A 22,221-nucleotide genomic window follows, 5' to 3' on the forward strand; every position below is an offset into this window, starting at 1 on the left:
CTGTTGCCAAAGTGGACTCCATGAACGCCACCGCCCCCACCGATCCCCTCCGCGTCGGCCTCATCGGCTACGGCCTCGCCGGTTCCGTCTTCCACGCGCCCCTCGTGACCGCCACCGACGGGCTCGTCCTCGACACCGTCGTCACCTCCGACCCCGAACGCCAGGCCCAGGCCCGCGAGGCCTACCCGGGCGTCCGGATCGTCGAGTCCGCCGACGAGCTGTGGGACCGCGGGGACGCCCCCGCCCTCGACCTCGTCGTGATCGCGTCCCCCAACAAGACGCACGTCCCGCTCGCCACCGCCGCCCTCACGGCCGGTCTCCCCGTCGTCGTGGACAAGCCGCTGGCCGCCACCGCGGACGAGGCCCGCGCCCTCGCCGGCCTCGCCGAGCGGACCGGCACGTTCCTGTCCGTCTTCCAGAACCGCCGCTGGGACAACGACTTCCTCACCGTGCGCCGCCTCCTCGCGGACGGCGAGCTCGGCGAGATCCAGCGCTTCGAGTCCCGCTACGAGCGCTGGCGCCCGCAGCTCAAGGGCGGCTGGCGCGAGTCGGGGGCGCCGGAGGAGATCGGCGGCCTGCTGTACGACCTCGGCAGCCACGTCGTGGACCAGGCGCTGGTGCTGTTCGGCCCGGCGGTACGCGTCTACGCGGAGGCCGACGCGCGGCGCCCGGGCGCCGCGACCGACGACGACACGTTCATCGCCCTCACGCACGCGAACGGGGTGCGGTCCCACCTGTACGTCAGCGCGACCACCGCCCAGCTCGGTCCCCGGATGCGCGTCCTGGGCTCCCGCGCCGGCTACGTGAAATACGGCCTCGACCCCCAGGAAGGCGCCCTGCGCGAGGGGCTGCGCCCGGGGACGGACGCGGCGTGGGGCGAGGAGCCGGAGCACCTCTGGGGGCGGCTGGGCTGCGGCGAGTCCCCGCTGACCGGCGGCGGAACCCCGGTGCCGACGGTGCCGGGCGACTACCCGGCGTACTACGCGGCGGTCGCCACCGCGCTGCGCACGGGCGGCCCGGCCCCGGTGACGGCGTACGAGGCCGCGCACTGCCTCGACGTACTGGAGGCCGCGCGCACCTCGTCCCGCGAGGGCGTGGCCGTGGAGATCCCGGCCGGCGAGGTCACCGCTCGGTAGCGGAGAGACGGACGGCAGAGGGGCGGGGCCGCCGGTCCGGCGGCCCCGCCCCTCACCCGTGTACGTCGTGCGTGCCGCGCTTGCCAGCGTGCCGTGCTTGCCCCGCGGTCGCGGGCTACGCGCTCTTGAACTCCTGGCGCTGGCGGCCCAGTCCCTCGATCTCCAGCTCCACCACGTCACCGGCCCGCAGGTACGGCTTGGGCTCGGGCTGGCCCATGGCCACGCCCGCCGGCGTGCCGGTGACGATGAGGTCACCGGGGTACAGGGTCATGAACTGGCTCAGGTACCGCACGACCTCGCCGACCGGGAAGATCTGGTCCGCGGTGGTGCCGTCCTGCTTGAGTTCGCCGTTGACCCACAGCTTCACGTCCAGGACCTGCGGGTCCGGTACCTCGTCGGCCGTGAGGAGCCAGGGGCCGACCGGGGTGAAGGTCTCGCAGTTCTTGCCCTTGTCCCAGGTGCCGCCGCGCTCGATCTGGAACTCCCGCTCGGAGACGTCGTTGACGAGCACGTAACCGCCGACGTGGGCCAGACCCTCCTCGGCGGAGGCCAGGTAGCGGGCGGTGGCGCCGATGACGACGCCGAGCTCGGCCTCCCAGTCGGTCTTCACGCTGCCGCGCGGGATCAGCACGGTGTCGTCCGGGCCGCCCACGGTGTCGGCGGCCTTGAGGAACAGGATCGGCTCGGCCGGCGGCTCCGCGCCGACCTCGGCCGCGTGCGCGAAGTAGTTCAGCCCGATGCCCACGATCTTGCCTATGCGGCCGACCGGCGAACCGATGCGCAGCCCCTCGGCGTCCAGGACCGGAAGTCCGCCGGACTCCGCCGCTTCCCGCACCCGGGACAGCACGGAGTCGTCGGCCAGCAGGCCGCCGTCCACATCCGTGATCACGCCGGACAGGTCACGCAGGGTCCCGTCCTGGTCGAGCAGCGCGGGGCGCTCCGACCCGACCGGTCCGACACGCAGCAGCTTCATGGGCATTCTCCCGTGGTCGAGGATGGTCGGCCCAAGGGCATGCCCCGGGCCGGACGATGGGTTGCGGCCATCGGAGGATTGGTCGATCCTCCAAGAAGTCGGCTCAATCCGCAAGACCCTGTTCACAGGGTGGAACGCGCGCCTCCCCTGGTACGCGGCTCCGCCACCACCCCGGCCGCCCCGGACGCCCCGGACGCCCCAGCCGCCCCGGCCGACGCCGCCCGCTCCGCGCGGTCCTCGCGGTCCTTGCGGTGCTGGAGCCAGACCCGCTCCGCCACCGACCACGCGGTGGTGGTCAGCAGGTACAGCCCGGCGGCCAGCGGCACCACGGCGGCGGTGATCAGCGTGCCGAAGGAGAGCAGGGGCAGTACGCCGCCCAGCTTGCGCATCAGCTCCTGCTGCTCGGCGGTCATCTCGGCCGGCCGGCCCGCACCCGCCTCGCCCCGCGCGCTGCGTGCGCTGCGTGCGCTGCGTGCGCTGCGTGCGCTGCGTGCGCCCGTCTTGGTCCCGGCCCCGGTCCCGCCCTTGGCGCCGGCGGCCTTGGTCCCACCGGGCCTGGCCCCACCGGGTTTGGCTCCAGCCTTGGCACCCGCCTTCGCCCCGGGTGCCGCCGTCGCCGATGCCGTCGCCGCCGTCGCCGCCGTCGCCGCCGATGCCGATGCCGTCGAGCCGATGGCGGCGGCCGCACGGCGCCCCCGTACCGCGCTCCACGCCGCCACGGCCGCTATGGCGGCGAACAGCCCGAGGAACACCAGCCCCTGCGCCCCCAGCAGGCCGCCCTCCCCGAGCGCCCCGGACCACCGGGCTCCCAGCGGCGCCTCGAACAACCGCTGTCCGAGCAGCTCGTTGGCCGCCCCGCCGACCTCCGCCGCGGAGAACGCCTGGTACATCACGAAGAACACCGGCAGCTGCAACAGCATCGGCAGGCAGGTCGCCAGCGGGGTCGCCCCCCGGAAGGCCGCGCGGCTCAGCGGGTAGAGGGCGAGCCGCACGAGGACGGTGAACAGCACGATCGCCGCGGCGGTCGCCGACTGGGCCAGCACCGGCTCCAGCAGCCGGCCCAACTGAGCGACAAGATGAGTGAAAGCAGACATGAGGGCCCTCCGGAGAGTCTCGTCGAACGTCGAAAGAGCCGCATCGGACGACGCGTGGACGCACGGGGTGCGTGGACGCGTGGGAATGCGGGGGATGCGTTTCGGCGTGACGACCCACGAGGGGCACCATCGGGGATGGCGATCAGCGATCCGCGCCCCTACGCGGCCGTCGGGACGCAACGGCCGGGCGCCCTGGGCCGGGAGCGGCCCGAGGCGTCGGGGTCGCGCTGCGGCAGGAACGCCGTGCGCTGCTCCCGGTCGCGGAGCGCGGTGCGTATGCGGTGCGGCGGCACCGGCCGCACGAGCCGTGCGGCGGCGGCCAGGGCCTCGGAGCCCACCGCGACGGTGGCCGCGAGGGCCAGCACCACGACGCCGAGCCCGCTCTCCCCGGCGAACAGCCCGAGGACACCGCCGAGGAGGACCAAGGAGAGCGTCAGCAGCGCCGACACCCCCGCCGTCCGGACCAGGTTTCCGAGGAGGGACGACGGGCGACGGCCGCCGCTTCGTTGCCGAGCCACACTGACCGCCCCCTTCCCTCTCCCGCGCACGAGTTCGCACATGACCTCGCGTACGAACTCTCGCACGAACTCTCGTACGACACCGGCCACTTATCTCCGATACTAACCGGGCCCACCGACAACCGGTACGGATCCGGATCCGGATCCGGCCCCGGCAGCGGATCCCGGGCCAGCACCTCCTCGTCCGGCCGCTCGTCCGCGGCCTCCCGCGGGCCGAGCCGGGACACCGCCAGCGCGACCGCCAGGTTCACGGCGAGGGCGGCCATCCCCGCGTTCACCCCCCACACCGGGTCGTTCCCCGTGAAGACCAGCGCGCAGACCAGCCCGACGCCCGCGGCCAGCCCGCTCACCGCCCCGGCCGTCGTCAGCCCCCGCCACACCAGCCCCAGCAGCAGCATCGGGACCAGCTGTGCCATCCCCTCGTACGACACGAGGGAGAGCCGCACCAGCGTGTTCGGGGCGACGTACGTCATCACCAGCGCCACCGCCCCGGCGATCACGACCACCGTCTGCGACGCCCGTTTCTGCCGCTCCCCCGCGCCCCACCCCGGCACCAGCGGCAGCACGCTCCGCCCCCACATCGTGCCGATGACCAGCATGAACACCGCCATGGGCACGATCGACGACAGCGCGGCCGCCACCCCGACCAGACCCACCGCCCAGGCCGGCAGCGAGTCCACCACCAGCGCGAACAGCGCGAGGTTGGTGTCCGCCCCGGCCAGCCCCGGCACCACGAACAGCGCCGCCATCCCGAGCAGCATCGGCACGAAGAGCAGCACGTTGTAGGCGGGCAGCAGCATCGCGTTGCGGCGCAGCGCGTCGGCGTCGCGCGCGCCCAGGTACCCCGCCACGGTGGTCGGGAAGATGACGACGGTGAGCGCGTTCAGCACGGTCGTGGACGCGAACCACGCAGTCCCCAGCTCCCCGCGCCCACCCGGGCCGGCCCCGTGCCCGGGGAGGGTCAGCCACTGCGGCCGCTCCGCCACGAGCCGGTCGAAGAGCTCCCCGTAACCGCCGAAGTAGTGCAGGGGCACGTACACCGCCAGGAACCCCAGCGTGCCGATGACCAGCACGTCCTTGAGCACCGACACCCACGCGCTGCCGCGCAGCCCGCTGACGACGACGAAGCCGGTGGTGACGGCGAAGGCCACGAAGTACGCCCACCCCGGCGGGACGGCCCCGTAGGTGACCGTCGTGACGACGACGCCCATGCCGGTGATCTGGAGCTGGATGTACGGCAGCAGGAACACGGTCGCGAGGACGGCGACCGCGGCTCCCAGCCAGGGGCGCCCGTACCGGTGGGCCACCATGTCGGTGATCCCGACGAGGCCGTGGCGCCGCGCGTAGTCCCAGAGCAGCGGGCCGACGACGTACCCGAGGGCGTACCCGCAGGTCATGTACGCGACCACGTACATGACCGGCGCCCCGTACGAGTAGCCCCAGCCGGCCGCCCCGAGGTAGCTGAAGCTGGTGTAGCCCTCGCCGGCCATCAGCACCCAGATGAACACGGTCCCCAGCGAGCGCCCGCCCACCGACCACTCGGCGAGCCCGCCCCCGCCCCCGCCCCCGCCGCGCCCGCGCACCGCGAGCAGCCCGAGCGCGACGGTCGCCACCATGGAGACGGCGAAGACGCCGGTCGCCACGGCCGACGCGCTCACCGGTGGTCCCCCCGCCAGGCCAGCCACACGGCGAGCGGCGTCACCAGCGTGGCCCCGGCGCACCAGACGAGCAGGAACGGCACCCCGCCGATCCGCGGCTCCACCCGGTTCACGAGCGGCAGCGCGCCCACGAACAGCACGAAGGGAACGGCCAGCCAGGCCAGATGCGGACGCTTCATCCGATTCGGAGGCATCGCAACACCCTAGGGGCCCGCTATGGCCGCAGCGTTCCCCACACCACCAGCCGGTACTTGGAGGTGTATTCGGGCGTGCAGGTGGTGAGGGTGATGTAGGCGCCCGGCTCGCTGTACCCGTACTCCGGCTTGACCACGCTGCGCGGCACCGGCGCGATCACCCCGGTGTCCCGCTCGGTGGTCTCGCCGAGGACCTTGCCGACCACGTACGTGTACCTGCGCCCCCGGACGTCGACCAGCAGTTCGTCCCCCGCCCGCAGCCGGTTCAGGTAGCGGAACGGCTCCCCGTGGGTGTTGCGGTGCCCCGCGAGCGCGAAGTTCCCGCGCGCCCCGGGCAACGCGGTACCGGGGTACTGGCCGGCGTACCCCTTGTCGAGGACGGTGCGCTTGTCGACGCCCCGGGCGACGGGGACGGAGAGGCCGAGGCGCGGCACGCGCAGGACGGCGTACGCCTGGCCGGCGCCCGCCGATGCTCCGGGGGCGGGGGCGGGGGCGGGGGCGGGAGCCTTGGGGGCCGGGGCCCTGGACGCGGGGGCGGAGGGCACGGCGTCCGGCACGGCGGACGGCCCGGTGTCCGGCACGGCGTCCGGCACGGCGGGGGAGGCCGACTCCCCACCCGTTGGGCCGGTTTCATCCGCTTCGGCGGGTTCGGCGGGGACGGCGGGGCCGGCGCCCCACTCGCGCTCCAGGGCCCGTACGCGGTCCTGCGCGGCGGCGACGGCCTGCCGGTTGGTCCACCACACCTGGTGCACCACCAGCAACGCCACCACCACGCCCACGGTGGTGACCACTTCGGCGCACGCCCACAGCACCCGCGCGAACGCGACCCGCGGCGCCCCTCGTACGCGACCCTGCACCACCACCGGTATGTGATCTCTCACGGGCGGCACCATAAGACCTCCCCCGCCAACTGACCAGCGGCAGTACGGTGTGAACCATGCGCCCCGACACGCCTGCCGAGCACATCGCCGAAGCCGAGCGCCTCATCCGCACGGCGACCCGCTACCCCGAGGACCAGGAGCCGTTGCTCCTCCAGGCCGCCGCCCACCTGGAACTGGGCGACGCGCGCGATCGGGCGAGCGCCCTGTACGACCTGCTCCTGACGTCCTCCCCCGCCGACCCGCTCCTGATCAAGGCCCTCCAGGCGGCCAACCTCTGGGAGTACGGCCACGAGGCGGAGGCCCGCGCCCTGATCTCCGGCATCCGCGCGGCCGCCCCCGCGGATCCGGCTCCCTGGGAGGTCATCGCGGAGGCCCTCGAGACCCACGACGAGCTGGAGGCCTCGCACGACTGCTTCACCGAGGCCGCCACGCTCCTCATCACGCAGGACGCGCCGCTCACCCAGGCCACCACGGCCCTGCTGACCGGCCGCCACCGCGTACGCCGCCTCCTGGGCCGGCCGCACGACGACTGGGACATGGTCGCCGACACCCGCCACATCGGCCCGATCCCGCTCGACGAACTCCACGACCCGAAGCGCATCTGGGCCCTCGGCTCCGACGACCCGGCGGAACTGCGCGCGGAGATCGCCCGCCTCCGCGCGGAACTGGGCGACCGCCGCGCGGCCCTCTCCCGCCCGTTCCCGGTGGCGATCCTGCACTGGCCCCAGCGCGAACTGGCCGAGCTCCTGACGGGCTACCCCACTCTCTCCGCGGAGTACCCCTCCCACGGCACCCACCTCGCCCGCATCGAGGCGTCCCTGCGCGCCCTGGCCGCCTCGGGCACCACGAACCTCGGCATCGTCACGGCGAGCGTCCCGTCCTACGAGGCCTTCGCGGCGTCGGAGAAGACCTCCCCGGCCTCCCCGTCCCTCCTGGCGGAGTACGCCACCACCCTGGCGGCCCGAGGCAAGGCCACCCCGTGGCCCCCGAGCCCGACGGCCGCATGCTGGTGCACCTCAGGCAAGCCGTACGCGGAATGCCACGGCACCACGGACTGACCGGAACCAGCTGATGAATGGCCCATTCTCAACCTTGCAGGCACATTTGAGGGCACGAGTCCGCCACATCACGGCAGTCATTGTCAGGGGCCTTTGATAAAAGAGGCAGTAACGATCAAGCCCTGAGGAGAATCCGTGACACCTGGTTCCCGCTCCATTGCTGCGAAGCCCGTCACCGGACTCCACGAGACTCTGATCACCAGCAGGCTTGAGGAAAAGCTCAAGGAGCTGATCGCCTCAGGAAGCGTGGTCATAGCCGACCAGGTCCGCGGGGAGTCTTCCCGGCACGTCCTGACCCGGCACATCTCCCGTGTAGTCGGCGAAGCCCTGAAGAAGCTGCCACCGACCGAGCAGGTCGATGCGGCGAACGAGATCCTGCACTCCCTGGCCACCCTCGACGGAGAGACAAGCTCCGGCGCCCAGGATTGGGCGGGTCCCCTTGTCGACGGTCCTCGTCAACTGCTCGCCGTCTCCGGCCGCGCAGCCTCCGAGACCTACACGGTCCGCCCGTCCACTCCGCTGTCGGAGACGGCTCTCATCACCAACTCCCCTGATGATCCGAGCCTCGGCTCGGAGCTCCGAGCCGAGCTGGCAACGGCCGACCGCATCGATCTGCTGTGCGCCTTCGTGAAATGGACGGGCTTGCGCGTCCTGGAGCAGTCGCTCAAGGCTGCTGCGGCACGAGACGTGCCCATTCGTGTCATCACCACGACTTACATCGGCGCCACGGAACGCAGGGCACTGGACCGACTCGTCCGCGAATTCGGTGCGCAGGTGAAGGTGAACTACGAGCTCCGCTCCACCCGGCTCCATGCCAAAGCTTGGCTGTTCCGCCGCGACTCTCAATTCGACACCGCCTACGTCGGCAGTTCCAACCTGTCGAAGGCAGCGCTCCTCGACGGCCTGGAGTGGAACGTGCGGCTGTCCGGCGTCGCAACCCCCGACGTATTGCGAAAGTTCGAAGCCACCTTCGACTCCTACTGGAACGAACGGGCCTTCGAGCCCTACGACCCCGACGTCGATGCCGCCCGCCTGGACGAAGCGCTCCGGATCGCCGGCGGCTCCAGCAAGGACAGGGACGCCGCGCGCATCATCAGCCTCTCGGGCCTGGAAGTACGCCCCTTCCCCCATCAGCGCGACATGCTGGAGCGGCTCGGAGTCGAGCGTACGGTGCACGACCGTCACGCGAACCTGCTGGTTGCGGCGACCGGCACCGGAAAAACGGTAATGGCAGCGCTCGACTTCAAACAACTCCAGCAGAGCCTGGGGCGACCGTTGCGCCTGCTGTTCATAGCCCACCGCAAGGAAATCCTCGAGCAGTCCTTGCGCACCTACCAGGACGTACTGGTCAACGCCAACTTCGGCGAACTGCTCTGTGACGGCGAGGTACCGAAGGCATGGGACCACGTCTTCGCCAGCGTCCAATCCCTGACGGCAAAGACCCTGGACACGCTCGCCGCGAACCATTTCGACGTCGTCGTCTTCGACGAGTTTCATCACGGCACGTCGCCCACCTACCGCAGGGTCCTCAACCACTTCACACCGAGGGAACTGCTCGGGCTGACCGCCACCCCCGAGCGCATGGACGGCCTGAACATCCAGGATGAGTTCTTCGAAGGGCGCATCGCAGCCGAGATGCGCCTGTGGGAAGCGTTGGAGGCAGACCTCCTGTGCCCGTTCCACTACTTCGGCATCACCGACAACACTGACATGAGCGCCCTCGCATGGAAACGCGGAGCGTACGACACCCAGGCCCTCAGCGCCCTCTTCACCGGCAACGAGGCGCGAGCCCGGCTCGTCATCCGCGCGCTCCAGGACAAGCACAGCGCACCGGAGACGATGCGTGCACTGGGATTCTGCGTGTCCGTGGCACACGCGCGCTTCATGGCCGACTTCTTCAATCGCGCAGGCTTCCACGCACTGGCCCTGTCCGGAGAGACACCGCGCGACGAGCGGAAGGCAGCACTGGACGCGCTGAAGGCCGGCAAGCTCAACGTCATATTTTCCGTCGACCTCTTCAACGAAGGCCTCGACGTGCCCGACGTGGACACCCTGCTGCTCCTGCGTCCCACCTCCAGTGCCACCGTCTTCCTGCAGCAACTGGGCCGTGGGCTACGGCGGAGCGAGAACAAGTCCGTTCTGACCGTCCTTGACTTCATCGGGCAGCACCGCAAGGAGTTCCGCTTCGAGGAGCAGTTCCGCGCCCTGACCAACCTGAGCCGCAACCGCCTCCTCACCAGCGTCGAGAACGACTTCCCGAAGCCGCCGCCCGGCTGCCAGATCATCCTTGAGCCCAAGGCCAAGGACTTGATCATCGAGAACATCCGGAACCAGATCAACGTCAACGTCACGCAACTCACCCGGGAAGTCATGGCCCACGCCACGACGGACCTCGCCGTGTACCTCAAGGAGAGCGGCCGAAGGATCAGCGAGCTGTACCGGGGAAACGGGAACTCCTGGACGGGCCTGCTGCGGCGGGCAAAGCTGCTCACCACCCCCGTCCCGGAAGGCGAGGACGCGCTCCTCAAGCGCGTGTCAGCCTTCCTGCATGTGGATGACCCGGAACGTGTCCGGTCGTATGCCGCACTGATCACGGACGGTGCTCCGGCATACGCCGATCTCGACGAGCAGGACCAGGCCTATGCCCGGATGTTCTTCTTCTCCCTCTGGCCGCTCGGAGCAGGCTTCTCGCGCTATCAGGACGGCTTCGACTCACTCCGCTCACAACACGCCTTCCGCGATGAGCTCCGTCAGGTACTCGCCCACGACTTGGACCGGGCCGAGCACGTTCCCGTCCCCCTGACCGGCGACCATGCGGCCCTGCCGTTGACCGTGCACGCCTCGTACAGTCGGGAGGAAATCCTCCCCGCCCTGGGTCAGGGCGAGCTCGGCGGCTCCTTGCCGGGGCACTTCCGCGAAGGGGTGAGGTGGTGCGAGGAAATCCGGACGGACGCCCTCTTCATCACGCTGGAGAAGGACGCCAAGGACTTCTCCCCCCAGACCCTGTACAAGGACTACGCGTCGGGTGAGTTCCAGTTCCATTGGGAGTCGCAGAACTCCACCTCCGAAACCTCCCCCACCGGGGTGCGGTACCGGACGCACGCAGAGAAGGGCTCACACGTCCTGCTCTTCGTCCGACGCTTCAAGAAGACGGACATCGGTGGTCCTCAGGCCTGGATGCTGCTCGGACCGGCCGAGTTCGTCGAACATGAGGGCAGCAAGCCGATGGGGATCGAGTGGAAGCTGCACCACGAGATCCCCGCTGACGTCCGCTCCTACTCGGCCATCACCGGCTGATGAGCACCTCTGCACGCCCTCACCCCGCTCCCGGGAAGAAGTGGAGTTGTTGGTGGCCGCGGGCCGTTGTCGTGGGTGGGGTGGGGCGGGTGGCCGCGAGGGTGAGGAGGGTGCGGAGGGCTGCCAGGACCTCCGTCGGGGTGTCGCGGATCATCGACGGGGTGGCGCTGACCACCAGGACACCGTGGGACTCCAGGCGCAGGCGGCGGCGGAGCGTGGCGTGCCAGGCGTCGCGGGTGTAGTGGTACTCCGCCGAGTCGATCTCCAGGGCCACGCCCTCGTCGGGCCAGTACGCGTCCGGGCTGGCCAGGAAGGTGCCGTCTGGGGTGTAGAGGCGGGCGTTCCACAAGGGGGTCGGGAGGTTCGTCGCCGTGAGGGTGTCGCGGGCCCGGGCCTCGGCGATCGAGCGGACCCCGGCCAGCAGTTCCGCCGCCGCGGCGGCGACCGCGGGCCGGGTGAGGAGGCGGGAGGCGCGGAGCTCGGCGTGCAGGTCGCGCGGGTGGCACCAGCCGGCCTGGACGACCCCCGCGAGAACCGCCCGGACCCGGTCGGGGTCGTCCGTACGGGCGGCGAAGTCGGCGGCCGCGCGTACGGGGCGGGTGCTGGGGACGCCGGACACCGTGATGGTGCGCGGCCAGCGGGAGGTCGGCAGCGGGCGTACGTGCCCGGTGGCGGCGAGTCGGCGCGGGGAGCGGATCAGTACGTCGACGGGGCTGCCGGGGGCGTACGGGGCTTCGCGGATGCCGAGCAGCGTGAGGACGGTGGCGCCGGTGAGGGCGGCCGTGTCGCCGGAGAGGGGGTCCGCAGCGGGCTCGGCGGCGTACAGGACGGCGGAGAGGGCGCGTTGGCGCTGGTCCGGGGGGCCGGTCTGGAGGAGGTAGACCCGGGGCAGGAGGCGCTGCCAGGGGCCGCCGGGCCGGGAGCGGGAGGTGATCGTGCCGGAGGGAATGCCGGCGGCGGTGAGCTGGTGACGCGTGGCCAGGTTCAGCTGCCGGCGCGCGGCCCGCGGGGGGTGGTGCCCCTGCGGCTTGCGCTGCGGGTTGGGGCCGGGCCCGCGCTGCGGGTCGGGGTTGGGCCCGCGGGCGGGCTCACGCTGCGGGCCGGGGCCGGGCCTGGAGGCGGGGTCGGTCCCGCGGGCGGGCTCGCGCCGCTCGTCGGGGTCGGGCCCCTGCGCGAAGTCGGGCCCGCGGCTGGGCCCACGCTGCGGGCCGGGGCCGGGCCCGTGCGCGGGCTCGCGCTGCGGGTCGGGGCCGGGCCCGTGCGCGGGCTCGCGCTGCGGGTCGGGGCCGGGCCTGGAGGCGGGGTCGGGCCCGCGGGCGGGCTCGCGCCGCTCGTCGGGGTCGGGCCCCTGCGCGGGGTCGGGCTGCCCGGTCTGCCGGAGCTGGTGAGCCGGTCCGGGGCGGACGGGACGACGGTTCGGGCGGGCGTGGGGGCGGGGGTGGGGTTGCCGCGTGGTGATCATGCGGCCGGTATGCCCCGGCGCGGGGGCGGCGTACCGTCGTCAGCGGCCCGGGTGCTCCGGGGACAGGAAGACCACGACCCCCGTCTCGGTGCCCGGCCGGGCCGGGACCTCGTGCCAGCCCAGGCGGCGGTAGGTGGCCACCGTGTCCCGGGCGAGGCGGGACGTCAGCAGCCAGGCCCGCCGGTCCGGGGCGTCGGCGGTGATCTCGGTGAGCAGGGCCCGGCCGGTGCCGTGACCGCGCGCGTAGGGGCGTACGGCGAGTTCGTCTATCTCCAGTGCGCCGGTCAGGAGCTCCTTCACCCGGGCCGCGCCGAGTTGGGCGGTCACCTGGGCGTAGCCGCGGATCTTGGGGAAGGCCGCCGGTGTGATCCAGCCCGTGGCGAAGCCGTCGATGCCGGTCGCGGACTGGGCGAACGCGGTACGGAATCCACGGCGCCGGGCGTCGGCGGGGAGACGGGTCGCGAACTGGCGAATGGTTTCTTCATCCTCGTTCCACGGCGGGCCTGAGAAGACGTCGGCATAGACGTCGACCAGTTCGTCCGCGAGGTCGAGGACGGCCTGTCCGTAGCAGATCACGTTGTTCTGGCTCCTGAGGTCGGGTTCCGAGGGGTGGGTGGGGATTTTCCCATTTTGGGTTGGGAGAGTGAATTTATGGGCTCCGCGTTCCCGTCGCGCACACCGCACGGATCCGGCGAGTATGCGACAAATCACCATCACGCCTTCCGTGTCGGGACACCCGGCGACTGCGTTGAGCAGCCGTGGACAGAATGCTTCGGACGGCCGGCCGGTGCGCGCTCGCCTTCCTTCTCGCCCTGGGTGTACTGGCGTTGCTGCCGAGCGCCGTACGCGACGCCGTGCCGGACTCGGTGATCGGCGGTGCCGTGATCGTGCTGGTGTGGGTGCTGGGTGCCCGTCGGGTGGCCGGGCGCTCGCGTTAGCCTCGTCCTCACCCTCGTACTCTCACAGTGAAGCTCATAGGACAAGACGACCGAAGGAGTTGGACATGGCTCGGGTGCCGAGTTCCGCCGTGGCGGCGGCCGGTCTGGTGGGCGGGTACGCCGTCGCCCGGTGGACCAAGAAGCGGCCCCTGGGCGGTGTCGTACTCGGCGCCGCCGGGCTCGCGGCCGGGCGGGAGTGGCACCGGCGGGGCGGTGTGCCCGCGGCCGCCGGGCTCGGGGCCCTCTACCTCGCCGGGTTCGCCGGCGCGCACCCGCTGGCCAAGAAGGTCGGTGCCTGGCCGGCCGTGCTCGGGGCGGCGGGTGTCGTCGCCGCCACCACCTGGGCCGTCGCCGACCGCGCATAGCCTTCGCCGACCGCGCGTAGCCGTCGCCGAGCGCGGTCAGCGCGCCCGGTCCTTTCGGATCGGATCTCGGCCGGCCGAGCGTTCGCTTCCGCCTACGGGGCAGGGTCAGGGGCAGGGGCAGGTTCCGAGCCCGAGTCAGGCGCCGGGGGCGGGGGCGGGGGCGGAGCCGGCCATACCCCGCCGGCCGGCCCCGCCCCGCCCCTCCCCGCGCTACGCGCCGAACGCCTGCGAAACCGAGTAGATCAGCAGGCCCGCCAGGGCGCCGACCACCGTTCCGTTGATCCGGATGAACTGCAGGTCCCGGCCGATGTGCGCCTCGATCTTGCGCGACGTGTGCTCGGCGTCCCAGCCCGCCACCGTGTCCGTGATCAGCGAGGTGATCTCGGCGCGGTAGGTCGTGACGACGTACACCACCGCCCCCTCGATCCAGCCCTCCACCTTGTCCTGGAGCCGGCCGTCCGTGGCCAGCCTGGCCCCCAGCGTCATCAGCGAGGACCGGACCCGCAGGCGCAGCGCGCTCTGCTCGTCCTCCGCCGCCGAGATCATCATCGACCGGACCGCGGTCCAGACCGAGGCGATCACGTCCTGCACCTCGTCGCGCGCCAGCAGCTCGGACTTGAGGCGCTCTATGCGCGCCCTGGTCTCGGTGTCCGACTGGAGGTCGGACGCGAAGTCCGTCAGGAACCGGTCCACCGCCCCGCGCGCCGGGTGCTCCGGCATGTCGCGCATCTCCGTGACGAAGCGGAGCAGCTCCTTGTACACCCGGTCGCCGATCTTGCGGTCCACGAAGCGCGGGGTCCAGCCCGGCGCCCCGCCCTGGACCGCGTCCATCACCGCTTCCCCGTGTGTGACCAGCCAGTCGTGGGCCCGCGCGCACACGAGGTCGACGGCCCGGTGGTGCCCCCCGTCCGCGACGACCCGCTCCAGCGTCTTGCCGATGCCCGGGGCGATCTCCGCCGTCTCGGCCCGCCGGGTGATGGCCTCGCCCACGACCGCCTGTACGTCGGAGTCGCGCAGTACGGTCAGGGCCCCGCGCAGCGCGGTCGCCAGTTCCGCCGTGACCCGGTCGGCGTGCTCCGGCTCGGCCAGCCAGGCGCCGAGGCGGCCGCCGATGCCGAGGGCGTGCAGCCGGGCGGTGACCACGTCGGAGGAGAGGAAGTTCTCGCCGACGAACTCGCCGAGGGACACCCCCAGCTGGTCCTTCTTGGTCGGGATGATCGCGGTGTGCGGGATGGGCAGGCCCAGCGGCCTCCGGAAGAGGGCCGTGACCGCGAACCAGTCCGCGAGCGCGCCGACCATGCCAGCTTCGGCCGCGGCGGCGACGTACCCGGCCCAGCCGCCCGCGCCCCAGGCGTTCTGCGCGTACTTGGCCAGTACGTAGACCAGGGCGACCAGGACCAGCAGCCCCGTCGCGGTGGTCTTCATCCGGCGGACGCCGTGGCGGCGCTCCTCGTCGGCCGCGCTGAACACGAAGGCCCCGCGGGCGGGCGCCGAGGGCCGCGCCGCCCGCCCGGTCGCCGATGGCCTGCCCGACGGCGGCTCACCCGGCGAAGCCCCGCCCGGCGTCGGGTCGATCGCCGAGGGTCCGCCCGGTGGCGGGTCGATCGGCGGCGGGGCACTGCCTCCGGCGGTGGTGCGGTTGTCCACGTGCTCCTGCTTTCCCCGGGGACGCCGGTTTGTCTGCATAGCATCCGACTCCCGGGAGGCGCGAGGAGTTCCCGGCACGCCGTGTCACTCCCACCGGCGCGCCACCGCACCCCCCGCACCCGGCCCGGCCCCGGAGCAGACCCGGACCCGGACCCGTACCGCGACCCGGACCCGGACGCGTACCCCGTACCGGGACCCGTATCCGTGCCCGGCCCGGCCCCGCACCCGCACCCGTACCCGGACCGCTCAGCCGCGAGCCCCACCGGGCCCCACCGGGCCCGCTCCCGCTCAGTGCTTCTTGCGCAGCGACTTCGGACCGTCGAAGCCCTTGGGCGGCTTGGGTGCCTTGACCTTGATCTCCACTCCGCCCCAGAACGCGAGGCCGGTCACCACCACCCGCGGAGCGCCCGGCTGGGCCGGCCCCGGGGTGTCGCGCTGGTCGAAGGCGCCCATCACGCCGATGCCCCGGACGTCGACCTCCACGCCGGGCGGCACCGTGATCTGGACGCCTCCCATGACCACGACGCAGTTGATCACGACCTCGCGCTGGGCGAAGTCCGCCTCGCGCAGGTCGAGCTCCCCGCCTCCCCAGAACGCCACCGCGTCGAAGCGCGCGGGCACCGTCCACCGGCCCTTGCGCTGGAAGCCCGACATGACCGCGACCGCCCCGGAGGACCTCGCCGTCTCCCTGCCCACCCGCTCGGCCCACGGCCGCACCCCGCCCCCGCCCGCGAGCGGCACCGGCGCCGGGGAAGCCGCCGGGGCGACACCCCCCGGGACGCCCGGCACCGCCGGCAGGTCGCGGGTCAGCGGTTCCAGTTCCGCGTACGTACGGGACGTGTAGGCCGCCTCCAGGCGCTCCTCGAACTCCTCCATGTCGAGCCGGCCCTCGGCCACGGCGTCGCGCAGCCGCTCGACCACCCGGTCCCGGTCGGCATCGGACGCCCTCAGCTCCGGCAACGGCTTCTCCGGCCGCTCGTCACTCATGTGGCCCAGCCTATGCACTGATCCACGGGAGTTGTATGGCCCGCCGCCCCCCTGCACCCCGGTCTCGACCCTGATTTATCCCCGACCCGCGGAGGGTTTCGTCCCCGACCCGCGGAGGGTTCATCCCCGGCCCGCGTACATCCGCGCGATCACGTCCTCGATGTCCGGCTCCCGCACCGACAGGTCCACCAGCGGGTATTCCGCCGCCACCGCCGCCACCAGCGGCGCCGCCGACGCCCCCGCCGGGAACGCCAGCCACTGCCGCGGCCCGTCCACCTTCACCACCCGCGCGCCCGGCACGCTGATCGGCGCGAGCTCCCGCTCCAGGTCCACCACCAGCGTCCGCTCGCTCTCCCCGACCGACCCCGCCGAGTGCAGCCCCTGCAGCGGCCCGTCGTACATCAGCCGGCCATGGTCGATGACCATCACCCGCTCGCACAGCTGCTCGATGTCCTGGAGGTCGTGCGTGGTCAGCAGCACCGTCGTGCCGAGCTCCTCGTTCAGCTGCCGCAGGAAGCCGCGCACCTTCGCCTTGCTCACCACGTCGAGCCCGATCGTCGGCTCGTCCAGGTACAGCACGTCCGGATCGTGCAGCAGCGCCGCCGCGATGTCCCCGCGCATCCGCTGCCCCAGCGAGAGCTGACGCACCGGCACGTCGAGCAGCTCGGCCAGGTCCAGCCGGTCCACGCAGCGCTCCATGTTCTCCTTGAACCGCGCCGCCGGGATCCGGTACATCCGCCGCATCAGCCCGTACGAGTCCTTCAGCGGCAGGTCCCACCACAGCGTGGTCCGCTGCCCGAAGACCACCCCGATCCGGTGCGCGAGCCGCATCCGCTCCCGCGCCGGGTCGATGCCCGCGACCCGCAGCCGGCCGCCGCTCGGGGTCAGGATGCCGGTCAGCATCTTGATCGTGGTCGACTTCCCGGCGCCGTTGGGCCCGATGTAGCCGACCATCTCGCCCCGGGCCACCTCGAAGCTGAGCCCGTCCACGGCCCTGACCTGACGTTTCTCCCGGCGCACCAGACCCACCCTGCGCCGTACGTCGAACACCTTCTCGACCCCGTCCAGCGAGATCAGCGCATCCGCCACAGCCACGGCCACCACGGCCACCACCCCTAGCTTCCCGTGCTTCGGTACGAACGGACGCCCGCACGCCACGCCAGCGACGCGGGCAGGAACACGGCGAACGCCACCAGCGGGCTCACGAACGCGGCCCACTGCGGCAGCCCCAGCGGATCAGGCCGCCCCAGCAGGTACAGCGCGGGCAGCCAGTTGACGAAGGCCAGCGGGACGATGAAGGTCACCCCGCGCAGCAGGTCCTTGCCGAACACCGTCGGCGGGTACTGGAGCATTGTGCAGCCCCCGTACGTGAAGGAGTTCTGCACCTCCGCCGCGTCCCCGGCCAGGAACTGGAACGCCGCCCCCGCCACCATCACCGCGCCGAAGATCGCCGCCCCCGCCGTGATCATCACCGGCACCAGCAGCACCTTGCCTAGGGTCCACTCCAGGTCCAGCGCGGACACCGCCCACAGCAGCAGCCCCAGCCCCTGGGCGATCCGGCCCAGCCGGCGCAGCGCGAAACGGTCCGCCGCGACCTGCGCGAGCACCGGGACCGGACGCACCAGCATGGTGTCGAGCGAGCCGTCGCGGATGCGGGAGCCGATGCGGTCGGTGTTGCCCAGGAGCAGGTCCGCCAGGCCCAGGGAGGCCGAGCAGGAGCCGTACAGCAGGGCCACCTCGGGCAGCGTGAACCCGCCCAGGACGTCCACGTGCGTGAACATGATGGAGATCGCGACGAAGTCGAGCAGCGTGATCGCCGCGTTCCCGAAGGTCGACAGGAAGAAGGACGTCCGGTACGTCATCGTCGACCGGATCCACATCGCCACGATCAGCCCGTAGCCGCGCACCCCCTCCACGGCCCGGTTGCGCCGGGGCAGCTCCAGCTCCCGCTCCATCCGGCTCCGTGCCAGCACCGCCTCAGCCACCCTGGACCACCACCTTCCGCGTCGCCGCCGACTGCACCAGCCGGCCCGCCCCGAGCAGGACCACCGCCCACCCGGCCTGGAACGCCAGCGCCCCGGCCGCCGCCCCCGCCCCCGCGTGCTCGCCCAGCAGCACGTCCATCGGGACCTGGAGCATCGCCGCCCACGGCAGGACCCGGACGAGCTCGCCGAAGCCGCCCGGGAACACGGTCAGCGGCAGCAGCATCCCGGAGAAGAAGATGGTGACCACGGTGGCCATCAGGTTGATCCCCGCCCCGTCCATCAGCCAGAACGCCGCCAGCCCCAGCAGGTAGCGCAGCGCGAAGCTCACCACCAGCCCGAGCGTGACGGACACCAGGAACAGCAGCCAGCGCGCCGGGTCCGCCGGCAGCGCCAGCGGGAAGGCCAGCGCCCCCGCGACCAGCGGCAGCACCCCGCGCCCCGCCAGCTGGAAGGCCGCCCGGCCCAGATCGGCCGCCAGCCACCACATCTGGAGGTCCGCCGGCCGGTACAGGTCGACGGCGATGTCCCCGGTACGGACCCGCTCCTGGATCTCCTCCTGGAACCCGCCCCCGATGAGCGCCGCCGCGGCCAGCAGCGCCTGGCTGACCCACACGAAGGTCAGGGCCTGCGCCTGGTCGTAGCCCCCGAGCCCGGGGCGCTCCTCCCACAGCGCGATGTACGTGTACGCGACGATGAAGCCGAACACGGTGTTCGTGAAAACCCCTGCCGCCGTCGCCGTCCCGTAGGTGGCGTAACGCCGGAATCCCCCGGCCGCGACCGCCAGGTAGAGACGCACCGACGACCGGGTACCCCCGCCTGCTCTCTGACGCACCGTATCCCTCCGTTTCCCACGTCGTTCCTACGTCGGCCAAAGCGCGCGAGCTTAGTGCGGAGGGGCGATCCCCGCGACCGGTTTTACGCCCGTCCGGCGCGGAACCCGTGGCCATCGGGTAGACACCATGAGGTACAGAAGTGGATATTTCGCACGGCGCCGAGGAGTCCTGGAGATGAGCGACCCGTCACCACCACCGGGCTGGACCCCTCGGGACCCGGACACCCCACCCGGAAAACCGCAGGCGCGGCGGCCCCAGGAGCCACCCGGGCACCAACCCCGGCAGGCCGGCACACCCACCGGCCCCACCGGCCCCGGCGCCCCTGGCGCCCCCCGCAAGCCCGGCAAGAAGGCCCGCCGCAGCCGGACCGGCCGGCGCCGCCTCCTCCCCACCTGGCGCCTGCTCGCGGGCGGCGTCCTGCTGGTCGTCCTGCTGCTCGGCGGCGCCCTCGTCGCCGGCTACCTCCTGGTCGACATCCCGCCGGCCAACGCCGCCGCGACCGCCCAGTCGAACGTCTACCTCTACTCCGACGGCTCCCTGATCGCCCGCGACGGCGAGGTCAACCGGGTCAACGTCCCGCTCTCCCAGATCCCCCGGACCGTCCGGGAAGCCGTACTGGCCGCCGAGGACCGCGACTTCTACTCCGAACGGGCGGTCGATCCCAAGGCGATGCTCCGGGCCGCCTGGAACACCGCGACCGGCAAGGGCACCCAGTCCGGCTCCACCATCACCCAGCAGTACGTGAAGAACTACTACCTGGGCCAGGAGCAGACGATCAAACGCAAGGCCAAGGAGTTCTTCATCGCGATCAAACTCGGCCGCGAGAAGTCCAAGGACTACATCCTCGAGGGCTACCTGAACACCAGCTACTTCGGCCGCAACGCCTACGGCATCCAGGCCGCCTCCCAGGCCTACTACGGCAAGGACACCGACCGGCTCACCACCGCCGAGGGCGCCTACCTCGCCACCCTCCTCAACTCACCCAGCGCCTTCGACGTCGTCTCCCACCCGCAGAACCGCCCGCGTGCCGTCGCCCGCTGGAACTACGTGCTCGACGGCATGGTGAAGAAGGACTGGATGCCCGCCACCGAACGCGCGGCCACGCGCTTCCCCGAGCCCGGCAAGGTCCGCACCGCCGCCGGGCTGTCCGGGCAGCGCGGCTACCTGGTCGAGGCCGTCAAGGACTTCATCGTCGAGCGGAAGGTCCTCGACGACAAGACCCTCGCCGAGGGCGGCTACCGCATCACCACCACCATCGACCGACGCCGCCAGAACGCCTTCGTCGAAGCCGTCGACGTCGAGATGGTCGGCAAGCTCGAACCGGCGAAGCGCAAGGCCGACCGCCTCGTACGGGCCGGCGGGGTCTCCATCGACCCGGCCACCGGCAAGGTCGTCGCCCTGTACGGCGGCATCGACTACACCAAGCAGTACGTGAACAACGCGACCCGGCACGACTACCAGGTCGCCTCCACCTTCAAGCCGTTCGTCTTCGCGGCCGCCGTGGAGAACGGCTCCCGCACCCAGGACGGCCGCCGCATCACCCCCCAGACGGTCTACAACGGCGACAACAAGCGCCGCGTCGTCGGCACCCGCATCCCCTACGCCCCCGAGAACGAGGGCCAGGTGTCGTACGGCAACATCACCGTCAACACCGCCACCGACCTCTCCGTCAACACCGTCTTCGCCCAGATGGTCGTCGACGTCGGCACCGACGCGGTCAAGGAGACCGCCGTCGCCCTCGGCATCCCCGAGGACACCCCGAACTTCGACTCCGGACCGGCCATGGCGCTCGGCACGATGCAGGCCAGCGTCCTGGACATGACCCAGGCGTACGCGACCCTCGCGGACCACGGCCGCCACACCCCTCACACCTTCCTGGAGGAGATCACCAAGGGCGACGGCACCCTCAAGCTCCCCGACCGCACCCCCGCCCAGGCCGTCAGCCGCGAGGCCGCCGACACCACCACCTCGATGCTCGTCAGCGTCGTCGACAACGGCACCGGCACCGCCGCCCTCGCCGCCGGGCACCCCGCGGCGGGCAAGACCGGAACCGGCGAACTGGACCGCTCGGCCTGGTTCGCCGCCTACACCCCGGACCTGGTCACGGTGGTGTCGATGATGGGCCAGGACCCCGACACCGGCACCCTCCAGTCCCTGTACGGCGCCCTGGGCGAACCCCGGATCGGCGGCGGCGGGTACCCCGCCCGCATCTGGGCCGCGTACACGAAGACGGCGCTGGAGGGCACCGACCCGCTCGACTTCGAACTCGACCTGCAACCGGGCGCGGTCCAGCCCCCGCCCCCGCCCCTGCTGCCGCCGTCCGAGTCCGACACCCCGCCGCGCACCCCGGGCGGCCGTACGCCGACGCCCCCGCAGCGCCCGAGCCGCCCGACGCCCCCCACCCCGGCCACGGGCGGGCAGGACCAGGGGGGCCGGACGAACGGCGGGCAGACCGACGGCGGCCAGACGGACGGCGGCCGGACCGACGGCGGCACCACCGACGGCGGCCAGGGCCAGGGCGGGCAGACACAAGGAGGCCAGACGAACGGCGGCCAGACGGACGGCGGCACCACCGCGGGCGACCAGGGCGGCGCCACCGCGGGCACGCAGGGCACGGACGGCGCCACGACCGAGGGCCCGCGCCCGCCGCCGTCGGCGTTCCTGGAGTAGCGGATCGGCCGGCCGGGGGCCCGCTCCGGCCGGCCGGGGGCCGGTCAGTGGCCGGTCAGTGGCCGGAGGTCGCCTTCAGCCCCACCACGGCGACCAGCAGCAGGCAGATGAAGAAGATCCGGGCGGCGGTGACGGGCTCACCCAGCACCGCCATGCCGAGCACGGCCGCACCGGCGGCCCCGATGCCCACCCACACCCCGTACGCCGTACCGATCGGCAGGGTCTTGGCGGCGTAGGACAGCAACACCATGCTCGCCACGATCCCGGCGCCCGTGAACACACTGGGCCACAGCCGGGTGAAACCCTCGGTGAACTTCATTCCGATCGACCAGCCGACTTCGAGCAGACCGGCGACGAGCAACAGGATCCAGGCCATGACGGCACCTCCGGGACGAGAGCGAACGGGGTGCGTCGTCTTGTCCTCAACCCGGTACGGCGCGTCTCGTCGGGGTACTCCCCCACCGTAGCAAAGGGCGGTGTGGGGGGGCGGGGGGGCCGGGGCCCCCCCCCCCCCCCCCCCCCCCG

At 72.4% G+C, this 22,221-nt stretch carries 20 protein-coding genes and 1 riboswitch; of the genes, 6 read left to right on the forward strand and 14 right to left on the reverse strand.

From position 1 onward, the window contains the following. Nucleotides 1-20: 20 nt before the first annotated feature. A complete protein-coding gene (locus OTB16_RS05620) occupies nucleotides 21-1,136 on the forward strand; it encodes a Gfo/Idh/MocA family protein (RefSeq protein WP_267718728.1) in 1,116 nt (371 codons plus the stop codon). A 115-nt stretch (nucleotides 1,137-1,251) separates the two neighbouring features. Here OTB16_RS05620 and OTB16_RS05625 read toward each other — a convergent pair whose 3' ends face one another. The 6 genes from OTB16_RS05625 to OTB16_RS05650 form a co-directional block, all read right to left on the reverse strand. After that, nucleotides 1,252-2,109, reverse strand: a complete 858-nt coding sequence (locus OTB16_RS05625) for a fumarylacetoacetate hydrolase family protein (protein ID WP_267718729.1) — start codon at nucleotides 2,107-2,109, stop codon at nucleotides 1,252-1,254. A gap of 122 nt (nucleotides 2,110-2,231) precedes the next feature. Then, the gene (locus OTB16_RS05630; RefSeq protein ID WP_267718730.1) at nucleotides 2,232-3,203 is read right to left on the reverse strand and encodes a membrane protein insertase YidC; all 972 of its coding nucleotides are present in this window, start codon (nucleotides 3,201-3,203) and stop codon (nucleotides 2,232-2,234) included. 158 nt (nucleotides 3,204-3,361) lie between these two features. Next, nucleotides 3,362-3,670, reverse strand: a complete 309-nt coding sequence (locus OTB16_RS05635; RefSeq protein WP_267718816.1) for a DUF6412 domain-containing protein — start codon at nucleotides 3,668-3,670, stop codon at nucleotides 3,362-3,364. Then, nucleotides 3,637-5,337, reverse strand: a complete 1,701-nt coding sequence (locus OTB16_RS05640; protein ID WP_267718817.1) for a sodium:solute symporter family protein — start codon at nucleotides 5,335-5,337, stop codon at nucleotides 3,637-3,639. The genes OTB16_RS05635 and OTB16_RS05640 overlap by 34 nt, the downstream gene beginning before the upstream one ends. 38 nt (nucleotides 5,338-5,375) lie before the next feature. Further along, nucleotides 5,376-5,573: a DUF3311 domain-containing protein gene (locus tag OTB16_RS05645; protein WP_267718731.1), complete on the reverse strand. Its 198-nt coding sequence runs from the start codon at nucleotides 5,571-5,573 to the stop codon at nucleotides 5,376-5,378. A gap of 20 nt (nucleotides 5,574-5,593) precedes the next feature. Continuing rightward, on the reverse strand, nucleotides 5,594-6,454 hold the full coding sequence (locus OTB16_RS05650) for a class E sortase (protein ID WP_267718732.1): 861 nt from the start codon (nucleotides 6,452-6,454) through the stop codon (nucleotides 5,594-5,596). Nucleotides 6,455-6,510: 56 nt separating this feature from the next. On the opposite strand from OTB16_RS05650, the gene OTB16_RS05655 reads away from it, so the two are divergent. Further along, complete coding sequence (locus tag OTB16_RS05655) at nucleotides 6,511-7,512, forward strand: SEC-C domain-containing protein (RefSeq protein WP_267718733.1); 1,002 nt, start codon at nucleotides 6,511-6,513, stop codon at nucleotides 7,510-7,512. Between the two features lie 135 nt (nucleotides 7,513-7,647). Further along, nucleotides 7,648-10,809 (forward strand): DEAD/DEAH box helicase, encoded by a 3,162-nt coding sequence (locus tag OTB16_RS05660; protein WP_267718734.1) that lies wholly within the window; start codon nucleotides 7,648-7,650, stop codon nucleotides 10,807-10,809. Between the two features lie 19 nt (nucleotides 10,810-10,828). On the opposite strand, the gene OTB16_RS05665 is transcribed toward OTB16_RS05660, so the two are convergent. Together OTB16_RS05665 and OTB16_RS05670 are read right to left on the reverse strand one after the other, a co-directional pair. After that, the gene (locus OTB16_RS05665; protein WP_267718735.1) at nucleotides 10,829-12,271 is read right to left on the reverse strand and encodes a hypothetical protein; all 1,443 of its coding nucleotides are present in this window, start codon (nucleotides 12,269-12,271) and stop codon (nucleotides 10,829-10,831) included. 39 nt (nucleotides 12,272-12,310) lie between these two features. Continuing rightward, a complete protein-coding gene (locus OTB16_RS05670; protein ID WP_267718736.1) occupies nucleotides 12,311-12,847 on the reverse strand; it encodes a GNAT family N-acetyltransferase in 537 nt (178 codons plus the stop codon). Nucleotides 12,848-13,029: 182 nt separating this feature from the next. Between OTB16_RS05670 and OTB16_RS05675 the strand changes: the two genes are divergently transcribed. Both OTB16_RS05675 and OTB16_RS05680 read left to right on the forward strand, forming a co-directional pair. Beyond that, the gene (locus tag OTB16_RS05675; RefSeq protein WP_267718737.1) at nucleotides 13,030-13,209 is read left to right on the forward strand and encodes a hypothetical protein; all 180 of its coding nucleotides are present in this window, start codon (nucleotides 13,030-13,032) and stop codon (nucleotides 13,207-13,209) included. A gap of 65 nt (nucleotides 13,210-13,274) precedes the next feature. Beyond that, on the forward strand, nucleotides 13,275-13,574 hold the full coding sequence (locus OTB16_RS05680; RefSeq protein ID WP_267718738.1) for a hypothetical protein: 300 nt from the start codon (nucleotides 13,275-13,277) through the stop codon (nucleotides 13,572-13,574). Between the two features lie 210 nt (nucleotides 13,575-13,784). Here OTB16_RS05680 and OTB16_RS05685 read toward each other — a convergent pair whose 3' ends face one another. From OTB16_RS05685 to OTB16_RS05705, 5 genes are all read right to left on the reverse strand, one after another. Next, nucleotides 13,785-15,260 (reverse strand): DUF445 domain-containing protein, encoded by a 1,476-nt coding sequence (locus tag OTB16_RS05685; protein ID WP_420717625.1) that lies wholly within the window; start codon nucleotides 15,258-15,260, stop codon nucleotides 13,785-13,787. Nucleotides 15,261-15,509: 249 nt separating this feature from the next. Next, on the reverse strand, nucleotides 15,510-16,208 hold the full coding sequence (locus tag OTB16_RS05690) for a DUF1707 SHOCT-like domain-containing protein (protein ID WP_267718739.1): 699 nt from the start codon (nucleotides 16,206-16,208) through the stop codon (nucleotides 15,510-15,512). A 120-nt stretch (nucleotides 16,209-16,328) separates the two neighbouring features. Beyond that, the gene (locus OTB16_RS05695) at nucleotides 16,329-17,303 is read right to left on the reverse strand and encodes an ABC transporter ATP-binding protein (protein ID WP_420717626.1); all 975 of its coding nucleotides are present in this window, start codon (nucleotides 17,301-17,303) and stop codon (nucleotides 16,329-16,331) included. 20 nt (nucleotides 17,304-17,323) lie between these two features. Next, complete coding sequence (locus OTB16_RS05700) at nucleotides 17,324-18,163, reverse strand: ABC transporter permease (protein ID WP_267718819.1); 840 nt, start codon at nucleotides 18,161-18,163, stop codon at nucleotides 17,324-17,326. Between the two features lie 22 nt (nucleotides 18,164-18,185). Continuing rightward, entirely contained in the window at nucleotides 18,186-18,989 is an 804-nt protein-coding gene (locus OTB16_RS05705; RefSeq protein ID WP_267718741.1) for an ABC transporter permease, read from the reverse strand. Between the two features lie 211 nt (nucleotides 18,990-19,200). Between OTB16_RS05705 and OTB16_RS05710 the strand changes: the two genes are divergently transcribed. Further along, on the forward strand, nucleotides 19,201-21,696 hold the full coding sequence (locus OTB16_RS05710; protein ID WP_267718742.1) for a transglycosylase domain-containing protein: 2,496 nt from the start codon (nucleotides 19,201-19,203) through the stop codon (nucleotides 21,694-21,696). 55 nt (nucleotides 21,697-21,751) lie between these two features. Here the strand turns inward: OTB16_RS05710 and OTB16_RS05715 are convergent, their stop codons facing one another. Then, complete coding sequence (locus OTB16_RS05715; protein ID WP_150519451.1) at nucleotides 21,752-22,072, reverse strand: DMT family transporter; 321 nt, start codon at nucleotides 22,070-22,072, stop codon at nucleotides 21,752-21,754. Between the two features lie 29 nt (nucleotides 22,073-22,101). After that, nucleotides 22,102-22,169, reverse strand: a riboswitch (guanidine-III (ykkC-III) riboswitch). Between the last annotated feature and the right edge of the window lie 52 nt (nucleotides 22,170-22,221).

Origin of the sequence: Streptomyces antarcticus, from assembly GCF_026627255.1 — a bacterium.
Lineage (GTDB): Bacteria > Actinomycetota > Actinomycetes > Streptomycetales > Streptomycetaceae > Streptomyces > Streptomyces antarcticus.

Excerpts from the sequence above, each read along its gene's own strand:
- OTB16_RS05620 (WP_267718728.1), top strand. The coding sequence starts at position 21 with ATGAACGCCACCGCCCCCACCGATCCCCTCCGCGTCGGCCTCATCGGC.
- OTB16_RS05645 (WP_267718731.1), bottom strand. The coding sequence starts at position 5,573 with ATGCCTCCGAATCGGATGAAGCGTCCGCATCTGGCCTGGCTGGCCGTT.
- OTB16_RS05690 (WP_267718739.1), bottom strand. The coding sequence starts at position 16,208 with ATGAGTGACGAGCGGCCGGAGAAGCCGTTGCCGGAGCTGAGGGCGTCC.
- OTB16_RS05625 (WP_267718729.1), bottom strand. The coding sequence starts at position 2,109 with ATGAAGCTGCTGCGTGTCGGACCGGTCGGGTCGGAGCGCCCCGCGCTG.
- OTB16_RS05630 (WP_267718730.1), bottom strand. The coding sequence starts at position 3,203 with ATGTCTGCTTTCACTCATCTTGTCGCTCAGTTGGGCCGGCTGCTGGAG.
- OTB16_RS05655 (WP_267718733.1), top strand. The coding sequence starts at position 6,511 with ATGCGCCCCGACACGCCTGCCGAGCACATCGCCGAAGCCGAGCGCCTC.
- OTB16_RS05715 (WP_150519451.1), bottom strand. The coding sequence starts at position 22,072 with ATGGCCTGGATCCTGTTGCTCGTCGCCGGTCTGCTCGAAGTCGGCTGG.
- OTB16_RS05640 (WP_267718817.1), bottom strand. The coding sequence starts at position 5,337 with ATGGTGGCGACCGTCGCGCTCGGGCTGCTCGCGGTGCGCGGGCGCGGC.
- OTB16_RS05700 (WP_267718819.1), bottom strand. The coding sequence starts at position 18,163 with ATGGAGCGGGAGCTGGAGCTGCCCCGGCGCAACCGGGCCGTGGAGGGG.
- OTB16_RS05710 (WP_267718742.1), top strand. The coding sequence starts at position 19,201 with ATGAGCGACCCGTCACCACCACCGGGCTGGACCCCTCGGGACCCGGAC.
- OTB16_RS05665 (WP_267718735.1), bottom strand. The coding sequence starts at position 12,271 with ATGATCACCACGCGGCAACCCCACCCCCGCCCCCACGCCCGCCCGAAC.
- OTB16_RS05680 (WP_267718738.1), top strand. The coding sequence starts at position 13,275 with ATGGCTCGGGTGCCGAGTTCCGCCGTGGCGGCGGCCGGTCTGGTGGGC.
- OTB16_RS05685 (WP_420717625.1), bottom strand. The coding sequence starts at position 15,260 with ATGCAGACAAACCGGCGTCCCCGGGGAAAGCAGGAGCACGTGGACAAC.